The following is a 13,122-nucleotide window of genomic DNA, read 5'->3' as shown; positions in this document are numbered from 1 at the left end:
GCCGCGGTCTCCCCCACACCCCTCCCGGATCCGTCCGGGCGAAGGCGCCTTGGCGGGGGGAGAGGGGCCACAGGGCGCCGCGGGCCGATCCGCGAAGACACGACCGGACAGGACCTGGCGCTCGGGACCTGCATGGAGGGGCTGAACAAACCGATGCTGCAATCTTCCCGGGGACGCACCCGGTATCCCCGGTGGCTGCGCCGCCTGGTCTACAGGCTCTACGCCCACCGGGTGGAAGGGCGTCTCGACCACGAGCAGGTGCCCAAGCACATCGGCGTCATCCTCGACGGCAACCGCCGCTGGGCGCGCGCCTCCGGCGGCACGACCGAGCAGGGCCACCAGGCGGGGGCCGAGAAGATCCGCGAGATGCTGGGCTGGTGCGCCGAGACGGACGTCGAGGTGGTCACCCTGTGGCTGCTGTCCACGGACAACCTCAGCCGGCCGGCCGAGGAACTCAGGCCGCTGCTGGGCATCATCGAGGACGCGGTGCGCGACCTGGCCTCGGACGGCCGCTGGCGGGTGCACCACGTCGGTACGCCGGACCTGCTGCCCGACCACACCCAGCGCGTGCTGAAGGAGGCCGAGGAGAGCACCCGGGGCAACCGCGGGATACTCGTCAACGTCGCCGTCGGCTACGGCGGCCGGCAGGAGATCGTGGACGCGGTGCGCTCCCTGCTCGCCGACCGGGCCGCGCGGGGCGCGACCCTGGAGGAGCTCGCGGAGGACCTCGCCCTGGAGGACATCGCCGAGCATCTGTACACGCGCGGGCAGCCCGACCCGGACCTGGTGATCCGCACCAGCGGCGAACAGCGGCTGTCGGGCTTCATGCTCTGGCAGAGCGCCCACTCCGAGTACTACTTCTGCGACGTGTTCTGGCCCGCCTTCCGGAAGGTGGACTTCCTGCGCGCCCTGCGCGACTACGCGGCCCGCCACCGCCGCTACGGGGGTTGACGGACGCGGTCCCCGCTGCGGCCGGTGTCCCTCGTCCGGGGGACATCGGCCGTTCATCGCACCGTAGGCATATGCCGGGGCATGGCGGCGGCCCCGGAAGGGAATACCCCCTCCAGGCCGGCTCCCGGCGCAGGGAGACGGCCCCGGGAGGCCCCTTGCACACCACGGACGACCGTGCGGGCAGACGCACGGCGAGGACGCGGAGGGCCGGCGCCCGGCCCGTGCACGGGCCGGAGCCCGGCCTCATCCCCCGCGACGCCGTCGCACCCCGACCTCTTCCGAGGGGGTAGGTCCATCCGTGGTGACCAGCACCAAGCGCCGGGAAGACCGGCGCACCTACGTCATCGACACCAGCGTCCTGCTCGCCGACCCGTCGGCCGTGACCCGCTTCGACGAGCACGAAGTCGTGCTCCCGGTGGTCGTGGTCACGGAGTTGGAGGCCAAGCGCCACCATCCTGAGCTGGGCTACTTCGCCCGCCAGGCCCTCAGACGGCTGGACGAGTACCGCGTACTGCACGGGCGGCTGGACGCCCCGATCCCGATCGGCGAGCTGGGCGGCACGCTCAGGGTCGAGCTCAACCACTCGGATCCGGCCGTGCTGCCCTCCACCATGCGCGGCGACCACGGCAGGCCGCTCGACAACGATTCGCGCATCCTGGCGGTGGCCAGGAACCTCCAGGCCGAGGGGTACGACGTCACGGTCGTCTCCAAGGATCTGCCACTGCGCATCAAGGCGTCCTCCGTCGGCCTGCTGGCCGAGGAGTACCGGGCCGAACTGGCCGTCACCGAGTCCGGCTGGACGGGGATGACGGAGCTGACCCTGGCGGCCGAGGACGTGGACGAACTGTTCGCCGCGGAGAGCGTGTACGTGCCCGAGGCGGCCGAACTGCCGGTGCACACCGGCCTGGTCCTGCAGTCCGAGCGGGGCAGGGCCCTGGGCAGGGTCACGCCCGAGGGGCGGGTCGGGCTGGTGCGCGGGGACCGCGAGGCGTTCGGCATCCACGGGCGCAGCGCCGAGCAGCGCGTCGCACTGGATCTGCTGCTCGATCCGGAGATCGGCATCGTCTCGATGGGCGGCCGGGCCGGTACCGGCAAGTCCGCGCTGGCGCTGTGCGCCGGGCTGGAGGCCGTGCTGGAGAGGCGGCAGCACAGCAAGGTGATGGTGTTCCGGCCGCTGTACGCGGTCGGCGGCCAGGACCTGGGCTATCTGCCGGGCACCGCCGACGAGAAGATGAACCCCTGGGCGCAGGCGGTCTTCGACACCCTCTCGGCGGTGACGACACGCGAGGTGATCGAGGAGATCACGGCCCGCGGCATGCTGGAGGTGCTGCCGCTCACGCACATCCGCGGCCGTTCCCTGCACGACGCCTTCGTGATCGTCGACGAGGCCCAGTCGCTGGAGCGGAACGTGCTGCTGACGGTCCTCTCGAGGATCGGCCAGGACTCACGGGTCGTCCTCACCCACGACGTCGCCCAGCGCGACAACCTGCGCGTGGGGCGGTACGACGGGGTGGCCGCGGTGGTCGAACGGCTCAAGGGCCACCCGCTCTTCGCGCACATCACCCTCACCCGGTCCGAACGGTCGCCGATCGCGGCGCTGGTGACCGAAATGCTGGAGGACGGCCGGATCTGAGCCCATTCGCGAACGGCCCCGTGCGGCGAAGCGCAGCAGCCTAGCCGTGCGGGGCTTTTCGCGCGCCCTTTTCCTTCCAACCGGTCCGCGAAACGGAATGTGAGCTTTCCCACGTGTCACGGAATTGCATCCACGGTTCCGTCTCCGGCAGTGTGTGGGTCCTGTCAGGCCCCGCATACGGCACACGAACACCGTCCGCACCATCCGGCGCGGACCCACAAGTCAACAGCAGCGCGCCGTATGCCGCCCGAAGCACCACGCGGCCCCTCCCCTTGCGGGGAAGGGTCCGGCCGGGCCAGCGCCTCCCGTGGCCAGTACGTGGGGAGGCCCGAGCCAGGGGCACGATTGCGCCCGCGGGGTCACCTGAGCGGGCAGTGTGGAAGGAAACCGTGTGACTCGGATCTCGGTCCGGGGGTTCGCAGTGGCGTCCGCCACCGCGGTCACCACCGTCGGCGCCGTCGTCGGTGTGGCCTCGGGCAGTGAGCAGGGAACGGCCGAACCGGTCGAGGCCACTGCCGCTGACGCGACGCTCCTCGCCGACATACCCGCAGGCCAGCAGGCTCAGACAGCTTCCCTCACACAGCAGGCGGACAACGCCGTGGTCGCGGCCGACGCCGCGGCGAAGAAGGCCGCCGAGGAGGCGGCCCGCAAGCAGGCGGCCAAGGACGCCCAGGCCAAGAGGGAGGCTGCCGAGAAGGCCGCCGAGGAGGCGAAGAAGCGGGAGGAGGCCAGGCAGCAGGCCGCCAGCCGTTCCGCGGAGCGCACCGACTTCGCGGTGCAGAGCTCCTACACCGTCGCCCAGGTCAAGGCGATGGCCCAGCAGATCGTGGGCGCCGGCCAGTTCCAGTGCTTCTCCAACATCATCGAGCGCGAGAGCGGCTGGAACTACAAGGCCCAGAACCCGTCCTCCGGCGCGTACGGCCTCGTCCAGGCGCTGCCCGGCTCCAAGATGGCCTCGGCCGGAGCCGACTGGCAGACCAACCCGGCCACCCAGATCAAGTGGGGCCTGAACTACATGAACGACCGCTACGGCAGCCCCTGCGGCGCCTGGGAGTTCTGGCAGGCCAACCACTGGTACTGAGCTGGTGCTGAGCTGGTACTGAAGCCTTCGCGCCGAGCCGCCCCGGCGGCCGTCCCGGCTCCCGCCCCGAACCCCCCGCCCACCGGCGGGGGGTTTGGCATGTCGGTAAAGGAGCAACCCTTTACCCCGGTAGCGTCGTCCCCCTATGGGACGGGTCGATACGGCGGATACGGCGGACACGCCGGATCGGGGCGGAACCGGCCATACTGGGTCCGGTCGAACAGAACACCGGGGGCGAAGGAAGCGGCATGTCGAGACTTCAAGGTCTTAAGGCGGGGGTTTCGCGTGCCGCCAACCGGCTGTCCGAGCGGCTGGCACGCGCCGACGACGAGGACGGCGCCGACCCCTCGGCGCCGCCCGTGACCTCCGGCGGGCCGCCTCCGGGCGGCCCGGGCCCCGCCTCCCCCCAGCCGGTGCCGCCGCCGCCCGCGACCATGGTGCCGTGGGGGATGAGGGTGGCGGCCGAGGCCGGCTGGCGGCTGCTGATCCTGGCCGGGGTCATCTACGTCCTGATGAAGGTGATCAGCGCCGTCAGCCTGCTCGTCCTGTCCTTCGCCGTCGGTCTGCTGTTCACCGCGCTGCTCCAGCCGACGGTCGCCCGGCTGCGCCGGCTGGGCGTGGGGCGCGGTCTGGCCACCGCGATCACCTTCGTCGCGGGCCTGGCGATGCTGGGCCTGGTCGGCTGGTTCGTGGTCTGGCAGGTGATGGAGAACCTCGACGACCTCACCCGACAGGTCCAGGACGGCATCGAGGAGCTGAAGACCTGGCTGCTCAACAGCCCCTTCCACGTCACCGAGGCGCAGATCAACAACATCGCCGACAGCCTGAACGACTGGCTCGGCAGCAACAGCCAGGAGATCACCAGCGCCGGGCTGCAGGGTGTGACCGTCGTGGTGGAGTTCCTCTCCGGCGCGGTGCTGGCGCTGTTCGTGACGATCTTCCTGCTCTACGACGGCCGGCGGGTGTGGGAGTGGACGCTCAACTTCGTGCCCCGGGTAGCGCGCGACGGCATGGCGAGTGCCGGGCCCAGGGCGTGGATGACGCTCACCGGCTATGTGCGCGGCACGGTGATCGTGGCCTTCATCGACGGGTTCTTCATCGGTGTCGGCATCTACTTCCTGGACGTCCCGATGGCCGTTCCGCTGGCCGTGTTCGTCTTCCTCTTCTCCTTCATCCCGATCGTCGGAGCCTTCGCCTCCGGAACGCTGGCCGTCATCGTCGCGTTCGTGGCCAACGGCGTGGTGTCGGCACTGCTCGTCCTGGCGGTGGTGCTGGCCGTGCAGCAGCTGGAGGGGCATGTGCTCCAGCCGTTCATCCTGGGCAAGTTGGCGAGGGTGCACCCCCTCGGCGTGGTGCTGGCGGTGACCGGCGGCAGCCTGATCGCGGGCATCCCCGGCGCGGTGACGGCCGTGCCGCTGGTGGCGGTGCTCAAGTCCGTCGTCGTCTCACTGCGGTCGTACGCGGCGGGCCACGCCGTGCCCGCCGGCACCGTCGATCCGGCGTCGGCCGCTCCGCCGCCCGCCGTCGAGGCGCCCAGGTCGCCCAAGTCGCCCGGGACCGTGCCGCCCCCGGAGCCGGGGGAGGGCGCCGGCTCCGCCGGCCCGCCGCGGAGCGGGGAGCGGTAGACCGCCCCGAGCACGGGCTTTCCGTCCTTCCGTCCCGGGCCCCGCCGTACGGCGGGGCCCGGGCTTTTCGCACCCCCCTCTTCCGCGAGGGTGAGGCACCGCGATAAAGTGCTATCACTTTGCTAGAGAGTCACTTCATGGAAACGGGGGACCGTCATGTCCGTCGAGACCGCGCAGAACGCGCCGGCCGCCAGAGAACTTCCCGAGATGCCCGCCCCGCAGGTGCGCGAGAGGCCCGCGCACTCCGTCCCCGGCGGCCTCGCCCTGCTGCTGGGCCTGCTGGGCCTGCTGGCCGGGGCCGGCGCCGTGGTGGGGGGCGCGATGCTCGTCGAGGGCGGTACGGGCGGTGCCGGAGTGGCGCTGATCGCCGCCGGGGGGCTGCTGATGATCGGCTCGGTCTTCGCGATGGCCGGCCTCAACATGGTCGCACCGGGGGAGGCCCGGGTCGTCCAGCTCTTCGGGCGCTACACCGGCACCATTCGCAAGGACGGCCTGCGCTGGGTGAACCCGCTGACCACCCGCAAGAAGGTCTCCACCCGGGTGCGCAACCACGAGACGGCGATCCTCAAGGTCAACGACGCCTACGGCAACCCGGTCGAGCTGGCGGCCGTCGTCGTCTGGCAGGTGGAGGACACCGCCCAGGCCACCTTCGAGGTGGACGACTTCGTGGAGTTCGTCTCCACCCAGACCGAGGCGGCCGTGCGGCACATCGCCATCGAGTACCCCTACGACGCCTACGACGAGGACGGCCTGTCGCTGCGCGGCAACGCCGAGGAGATCACCGAGAAGCTCGCCGTCGAACTGACCGTCCGGGTGCGGGCGGCGGGCGTGCGGATCGTCGAGTCGCGCTTCACGCACCTGGCGTACGCCCCCGAGATCGCCGCCGCGATGCTCCAGCGCCAGCAGGCGGGCGCCGTGGTCGCGGCGCGCCGGACCATCGTGGAGGGGGCCTGCGGCATGGTCGAGGACGCCGTGGAGCGGATCGCGTCCCAGGACTTCGTCGAGCTGGACGAGGAGCGCAAGGCCGCCATGGTGAGCAATCTGCTGGTGGTGCTCTGCGGCGACCGCTCCCCGCAGCCGGTCCTCAACACGGGGTCGCTCTACCAGTGAGCACCCGGCCGGAGGGGCCGCCGGAGGGCGGCGGCCCCGAGCAGGAGCGGCCGCGGCGGCCCCGGCGCGAACGCCGGCAGATGCTGCTGCGGCTGGACCCCGCCGTCCACGACGCGCTCGCGAAGTGGGCGGCGGACGAGCTGCGCAGCACCAACGCCCAGGTCGACTACCTGCTGCGCAAGGCCCTGAACGAGGCGGGGCGCATGCCCGGCGAGGCCCGCCCCCATCCGCGCCGGGGCCGCCCGCCGCGCTCGGAGGAGTAGTCCGAGCCGCCCGCCCCCGCCCCCGCCCCCGCCCCCGCCCCCGCCCGCGCCGGACCCGCGGCCGGCGCGGGCCGCGACGCGTGCGCCTCGCGTATGCACCGCACGTATACATCGCGTGTATACACGTGGTGTACAGTCGTCGGCATGTCCATCGGCCACACCCTGCTGGGGCTCCTCGAATCCGGGCCCCGCCACGGATACGACCTCAAGCGCGCCTTCGACGAGCGCTTCGGCCACGACCGCCCGCTCCACTACGGACAGGTCTACTCGACCATGTCCCGGCTGCTGAAGAACGGCCTGGTGGAGGTCGAGGGCGTCGAGCCCGGAGAAGGTCCCGAGCGCAAGCGCTACGCCATCACCGACGCCGGGATCACCGACGTCGCCGGATGGCTCGGCCGGCCCGAGAAGCCCGAGCCGTACCTCCAGTCCACCCTCTACACCAAGGTCGTCCTCGCCCTGCTGACCGGGCGTGACGCGGGGGAGCTGCTGGACGTCCAGCGCGCCGAACACCTGCGCCTGATGAGGGAGCTGACGCAGCGCAAGAGAAGCGGCGACCTGGCCGACCAGCTCATCTGCGACCACGCGCTGTTCCACCTCGAAGCCGATCTGCGCTGGCTGGAGCTGACCGCCGCGCGCCTCGACCAACTCGCCCGGGAGGTACGCGGATGACCACCGCCGACCCGCTTCTGAACGCCGCCGGACTGCACAAGTCCTACGGCCCCACCCCCGCCCTGGACGGGGCGGACTTCTCCGTCCGCCCCGGCGAGGTCGTCGCGGTGATGGGCCCCTCCGGCTCCGGCAAGTCCACCCTGCTGCACTGCCTGGCCGGGATCATCCGGCCCGACTCCGGCACCGTCCACTACCGGGAACGCGAGCTGTCGGCCATGTCCGACGCCGAGCGCAGCGCCCTGCGCCGCTCGGAGTTCGGCTTCATCTTCCAGTTCGGTCAGCTCGTTCCCGAGCTGACCTGCACCGAGAACGTCGCCCTGCCGCTGCGGCTGACCGGCATGGGCCGCAGGGAGGCCGAGAAGCGGGCCACCGGATGGCTGGAGCGGCTGGAGGTGGACGACGTGCGCCACCACCGCCCCGGACAGGTCTCCGGCGGCCAGGGGCAGCGGGTCGCCGTCGCCCGGGCCCTGGTCACCGGGCCGCGCGTGGTCTTCGCCGACGAGCCGACCGGCGCGCTGGACTCCCTCAACGGCGAGCGGGTGATGCAGTTGCTGACCGACGCCGCGCACGACACCGGCGCGGCCGTCGTGCTGGTCACCCACGAGGCCCGGGTCGCCGCGTACTCCGACCGCGAGATCGTCGTCCGCGACGGCAGGGTGCGCGACATGGCGGGCGCCCTGTGAGCGCACTGGACTCCAGGGCGCCGCAGGCATCCCCCGCCCCGGGACCCGCCATTGAGCCCGCACCGCCCACCGGCCCCTCGGGTGCGGCCCGCTGGGCGGCCGACCTGGCGATGGGCGCCCGCTTCGCGCTCGCCGGGGGCCGCGAGAGCTGGGTGCGCACCGTGCTCACGGCCGTCGGCGTCGGCCTCGGCGTCGCCGTGCTGATGGTCGCGGCCTCCGTGCCGAACATGCTGGGGGCCCGCGAGGCACGCGGGGAGGCCCGGGAGAACTTCGGTTTCGGCCAGGTCGAGCGTTCCGACCGCAGCGCCCTCTACACCTGGAGCGACACCGAGTTCCGCGGCGAGGGCGTCCGCGGCCGGTACATCGAGCCGGAGGGGAGCAACCCGCCGGTCCCGCCGGGCGTGGAGCGGCTGCCCGCTCCCGGCGAGATGGTCGTCTCACCGGCGCTGGGGGAGTTGCTCGCCTCCCCGGAGGGCGAGCTCCTCAGGGAGCGGCTCCCCCACCGGATCACCGGCACCATCGGTGACGAGGGACTGCTCGGCCCGAAGGAGCTCACCTTCCTGGCGGGCAGTGACACCCTCTCCCGGTTCGGGAGCAGCGCGATGCGGGTCGACCGGTTCGACGAGGTGGGCGAACCGGAGCCGCTGGACGCGGTACTGCTGCTGCTGGTGGTCGTCATCTGTGTGGTGCTGCTGTTCCCGGTCTGGGTCTTCATCGCCACCTCGGTGCGCTTCGGCGGCGAACGCCGGGACCGCCGGCTGGCCGCGCTGCGCCTGGTCGGCGCCGACAGCCGGATGGTGCGGCGGATCGCGGCCGGCGAGTCGCTGGTCGGCGCGCTCCTCGGACTCGCCGTCGGTGCCGCGCTGTTCCTGCCGGTGCGTGGACTCATCGGACGGGCGGAGATCTTCGACATCAGCGTCTTCCCCGCCGACGTACGGCCCAGCGCCCTGCTGACCGCACTGATCGCGGTGGCCGTGCCCGTCTCCGCCGTCGCCGTCGCCCTGTTCGCGCTGCGCGGGGTCGCCATCGAACCGCTCGGCGTCGTGCGCGACGCGGGCGTCCGCAGGCGCCGGCTGTGGTGGCGGCTGGTGCCGCCCGGAATCGGGCTGGTGCTGCTCCTGCCCCTGATCGGCGGGATCGACGCGGAGCGGGGGACGATCGACACCTACCGGATCGCCGCGGGCATCGTGCTGCTGCTGACCGGGGTCACGGCCGTGCTGCCCTGGCTGGTGGAGTGGGCCGTCAACCGGATGCGCGGCGGCCCCCTGTCCGTCCAGCTCGCCGTCCGCCGCCTCCAGCTCGACAGTGGTCCCGGAGCCCGGGCGGTCAGCGGCATCACCGTCGCGGTCGCCGGAGCCATCGCCGTCCAGATGCTGTTCGGCGGGGTCGAGGGCGACTACACGCGCTCCACCGGGCACGACACCTCCCGCGCGGATCTGGTGATCACGCGGGATCTCCGTGACGGCGGTCAGGCCGCCGAGCTGACCGGGGCGCTGGAGGGGGCCCGCGGTGTGAGCCGGGTGGTGGGCACCGCCGGCGTGCGCGTGCCGGAGGCCGGTGCCGAGCCCGACGGGGAAACTCCCTGGACGAGCATCACCGTCGCCGACTGCGCCGCCCTGGAGCAGCTGGCCGAGATCGCCTCCTGCGAGGACGGGGACGTCTTCCTCGCGTCACCGGTCATGGACGGGGTGGAGGAGCCCGGCGCGCGCCCCGGCGCACGCTTCGACCTCAACGCCCCGGTCTACTCGGAGGAGGAGGAGAGGTACGTGCGGACGGAGGAGGCCCTGCCCTGGTCCGTCCCCCGCGACGCCTCCGGGGTCGAGCCGCGCGAGGGCGTCATGGGCATGTACATCGGGGGAGTCCTCGCCACCCCCGGGGCGCTCGACCTCACCCGGGCGACGGGCGTACGGGCCGAGTTCTCCGTCAAACTCGACCCGGCCGTGCCGGACGCGGCCGAGCACGTCCGCAACGCGGTGGAGACCGGCTCCCCCCAGACCCAGGTCATGAGGGTGAGCGCGACCGAGCAGTCGAGCAGGTTCGCCGCCGTCCAGCGGGCGCTGTACGCCGGGGCGGCCGGGGTGATGCTGCTGATCGGCGCCAGCATGGTCGTCTCCACCCTGGAGCAGCTGCGCGAGCGCAGGAAGCTGCTGTCGGTGCTGATCGCCTTCGGCACCCGGCGCTCCACGCTGGGCTGGTCGGTGCTGTGGCAGACCGCGCTGCCCGTGGCGCTCGGCCTGTTCCTGGCGGCCGCGGGCGGGATCGGGCTGGGCGCGGTGCTGCTGAAGCTGGTCTCCGTACCGGTCGCCGTCCACTGGACGAGCCTGGGGGCCATGACGGGCATCGGCGCCGGGGTGGTGCTGCTGGTGACCGTCCTCAGCCTGCCGCCGCTGTGGCGGATGATGCGCCCGGACGGGCTGCGCACGGAGTGACCGCCCGCGTGCGGCACCGGGCGTGAGCCCGCCACGCGCCGCCGTGCACCGCCGTGCACCGTCGCGCGCACCGCCCGTACGGCCCGGACAGGGGAGGGCCGTACGGGCGGTGCGCACGTGTACGCATCCGGCCGGCGGAACGGGAGGCGGAACGGAAACGGGGTGTCAGCGGCGCAGGTCCCGCAGGCGCTTGCCGCGCTCCGCCTTCGCCTCGACCCCGCCGAAGACCGCCACGCCGCGCACCACGACCACCGGGGCGTCCGGATCCTCCGACTCCCTGGCCTCCACGTCGTAGCCGCCCATGATCCCGCTGCCCGAGCCGCGCAGGGTCACGTTCTCCGGCACCTTGATCTCGATGCCGCCGAAGACGGCCGTGGCGTTGACGACGAGTTCCCGCCGCTCGAAGAGCGCCTCGGTCAGGTCGATCTCGATCCCGCCGAACAGCGCGAAGGCGTTGGTCCTCGCGCCCACCCGCCGGCGCCCCTTGCGCGAGGCCCCGCCGAAGACCGCGATCACATGGTCGCCGTCCCCGCCGGACGCCGGGCGGCTCGAGTGGGGAGCCGCCTCCCGCCCGGCCGGGAGGTCGCGCACCAGCGGCCGCAACTCGCCCACCGTCCTGGCCCGGTACACCGCCTCGATCCGCTCGGCGTGCTCGTCGGCGTCCAGCCGCCCCTGAGCGAGCGCCTCGCGCAGGATCTCCGCCACCCGGTCGCGGTCGGCGTCGGAAGCGCGTACGTCCGCCGGGGAGGCGGCGGAGGGCCGTGCCGCGGGCTGCTTGCGCAGGGAGGTCTTCTCGTCCACACCGCCACCCTAGCGAACGCGATACATCGCGACCAGTGCCGCGTCGGCCGGGGTTCGGCCGGGAGCCCGGCCCGGCGGCTGAGCCGCACCTCACACCACCGCCACCCGTTCGGGGGTCATACCCTGTGAGGCGCCACCGTCGAGAGGAAGAGACCGTCCATGCCTGCCGACCCCCGCCCGTCCCACGCGGCCTCCCGCCCGGCCTCCGAGGAGTTCGACTACACCGAACTCCTCCCCCTGGGCGAGGACACCACCCCCTACCGCCTGGTCACCGCCGAGGGCGTCAGCACCTTCGAGGCGGGCGGACGCACCTTCCTGAAGGTCGAGCCGGAGGCCCTGCGCAAGCTCGCGGCCGAGGCGATGCACGACATCTCCCACTACCTGCGCCCGGCCCACCTGGCCCAGCTCCGCCGCATCCTGGACGACCCCGAGGCGTCCCCCAACGACCGCTTCGTGGCGCTGGACCTGCTGAAGAACGCCAACATCGCCGCCGCCGGCGTCCTGCCGATGTGCCAGGACACCGGCACCGCGATCGTGATGGGCAAGCGCGGCCAGAACGTGCTGACCGAGGGCGACGACGAGAAGGCCCTGTCCGGCGGCGTCTTCGACGCCTACCACCAGCTCAACCTGCGCTACTCCCAGATGGCCCCGCTGACCATGTGGGAGGAGAGGAACACCGGCACCAACCTCCCGGCCCAGGTCGAGCTGTACGCCGCCGACGGCGACGCCTACAAGTTCCTGTTCATGGCCAAGGGCGGCGGCAGCGCCAACAAGTCCTTCCTCTACCAGGAGACCAAGGCCGTCCTGAACGAGGGCGCCATGATGCGCTTCCTGGAGGAGAAGATCCGCTCCCTGGGCACGGCCGCCTGCCCGCCGTACCACCTGGCGATCGTCGTCGGCGGCACCTCGGCCGAGTACGCGCTCAAGACCGCCAAGTACGCCTCCGCCCACTACCTGGACTCCCTGCCCACCGAAGGCTCCCCGGCCGGCCACGGCTTCCGGGACCTCCAGCTGGAGGAGAAGGTCTTCGAGCTCACCCAGAAACTGGGCATCGGCGCCCAGTTCGGCGGCAAGTACTTCTGCCACGACGTGCGCGTCGTCCGCCTGCCGCGCCACGGCGCCTCCTGCCCGGTGGCCATCGCCGTGTCCTGCTCCGCCGACCGCCAGGCGCTGGCGAAGATCACCGCCGAGGGCGTCTTCCTGGAGGAGCTGGAGAGGGACCCGGCGCGCTTCCTGCCCGACACCACCGACGCCGACCTCGACTCGGACGTGGTGAGGATCGACCTCAACCGGCCGATGGACGAGATCCGCGCCGAGCTGTCCAAGTACCCGGTCAAGACCCGGCTGTCCCTGAGCGGCCCGCTGGTCGTCGCCCGCGACATCGCCCACGCCAAGATCAAGGAGCGGCTGGACGCGGGCGAGGAGATGCCGGCCTACCTGCGCGACCACGCCGTGTACTACGCGGGCCCGGCCAAGACCCCGCAGGGCTACGCCTCGGGTTCCTTCGGCCCGACCACCGCCGGCCGCATGGACGCCTACGTCGAGCAGTTCCAGGCCGCGGGCGGCTCCTTCGTGATGCTGGCCAAGGGCAACCGCAGCAAGCAGGTCACCGACGCCTGCGCCAGGCACGGCGGCTTCTACCTCGGCTCCATCGGCGGCCCGGCCGCGCGCCTGGCCCAGGACTGCATCAGGAAGGTGGAGGTCCTGGAGTACGAGGAGCTGGGCATGGAGGCGGTCTGGCGGATCGAGGTCGAGGACTTCCCCGCCTTCGTCGTCGTCGACGACAAGGGCAACGACTTCTTCACCGACCCGGGCCCGGCCCAGCCCTTCGTCACCTCCATCCCGGTGCGCTCCGCGGACTGACCGGCCCGTCCCCG

General features: G+C 72.5%; 11 protein-coding genes. 10 read left to right on the top strand and 1 reads right to left on the bottom strand.

Translation table 11 applies throughout. The features are described 5' to 3' along the window. The first annotated feature begins 153 nt into the window (after window positions 1–153). From BM237_RS04565 to BM237_RS04525, 9 genes are all read left to right on the top strand, one after another. Complete coding sequence (locus BM237_RS04565) at window positions 154–951, top strand: isoprenyl transferase (RefSeq protein ID WP_093848148.1); 798 nt, start codon at window positions 154–156, stop codon at window positions 949–951. Between the two features lie 298 nt (window positions 952–1,249). Continuing rightward, the gene (gene phoH2 / locus BM237_RS04560) at window positions 1,250–2,584 is read left to right on the top strand and encodes an RNA 5'-3' helicase PhoH2 (RefSeq protein WP_093848017.1); all 1,335 of its coding nucleotides are present in this window, start codon (window positions 1,250–1,252) and stop codon (window positions 2,582–2,584) included. A gap of 391 nt (window positions 2,585–2,975) precedes the next feature. Further along, a complete protein-coding gene (locus BM237_RS04555) occupies window positions 2,976–3,665 on the top strand; it encodes an aggregation-promoting factor C-terminal-like domain-containing protein (protein WP_093848015.1) in 690 nt (229 codons plus the stop codon). Window positions 3,666–3,913: 248 nt separating this feature from the next. Continuing rightward, window positions 3,914–5,290: an AI-2E family transporter gene (locus BM237_RS04550; protein ID WP_093848014.1), complete on the top strand. Its 1,377-nt coding sequence runs from the start codon at window positions 3,914–3,916 to the stop codon at window positions 5,288–5,290. Between the two features lie 156 nt (window positions 5,291–5,446). Further along, the gene (locus BM237_RS04545; RefSeq protein ID WP_093848012.1) at window positions 5,447–6,400 is read left to right on the top strand and encodes an SPFH domain-containing protein; all 954 of its coding nucleotides are present in this window, start codon (window positions 5,447–5,449) and stop codon (window positions 6,398–6,400) included. Next, window positions 6,397–6,663, top strand: coding sequence for a type II toxin-antitoxin system antitoxin (locus tag BM237_RS04540; RefSeq protein WP_093848010.1), 267 nt, complete (start codon window positions 6,397–6,399; stop codon window positions 6,661–6,663). Before BM237_RS04545 ends, BM237_RS04540 begins: the two co-directional genes overlap by 4 nt. A 144-nt stretch (window positions 6,664–6,807) precedes the next feature. Beyond that, entirely contained in the window at window positions 6,808–7,332 is a 525-nt protein-coding gene (locus tag BM237_RS04535; protein WP_093848008.1) for a PadR family transcriptional regulator, read from the top strand. Beyond that, entirely contained in the window at window positions 7,329–8,015 is a 687-nt protein-coding gene (locus BM237_RS04530; protein ID WP_093848006.1) for an ABC transporter ATP-binding protein, read from the top strand. Before BM237_RS04535 ends, BM237_RS04530 begins: the two co-directional genes overlap by 4 nt. Continuing rightward, window positions 8,012–10,444, top strand: coding sequence for an FtsX-like permease family protein (locus BM237_RS04525; protein WP_342746212.1), 2,433 nt, complete (start codon window positions 8,012–8,014; stop codon window positions 10,442–10,444). The genes BM237_RS04530 and BM237_RS04525 overlap by 4 nt, the downstream gene beginning before the upstream one ends. Window positions 10,445–10,609: 165 nt before the next feature. Here BM237_RS04525 and BM237_RS04520 read toward each other — a convergent pair whose 3' ends face one another. Continuing rightward, a complete protein-coding gene (locus tag BM237_RS04520; RefSeq protein WP_093848002.1) occupies window positions 10,610–11,245 on the bottom strand; it encodes a DUF1707 SHOCT-like domain-containing protein in 636 nt (211 codons plus the stop codon). Window positions 11,246–11,404: 159 nt separating this feature from the next. On the opposite strand from BM237_RS04520, the gene BM237_RS04515 reads away from it, so the two are divergent. Further along, complete coding sequence (locus BM237_RS04515; protein ID WP_093848000.1) at window positions 11,405–13,108, top strand: fumarate hydratase; 1,704 nt, start codon at window positions 11,405–11,407, stop codon at window positions 13,106–13,108. Window positions 13,109–13,122 lie beyond the last annotated feature (14 nt).

It is taken from the genome of Streptomyces mangrovi (assembly GCF_900114215.1).
In the GTDB taxonomy this organism is placed as follows: Bacteria; Actinomycetota; Actinomycetes; order Streptomycetales; family Streptomycetaceae; genus Streptomyces; species Streptomyces barkulensis.
The sequence above is the reverse complement of the archived record's forward strand: the minus strand, read 5'-3'. Positions and strand labels throughout refer to the sequence as shown.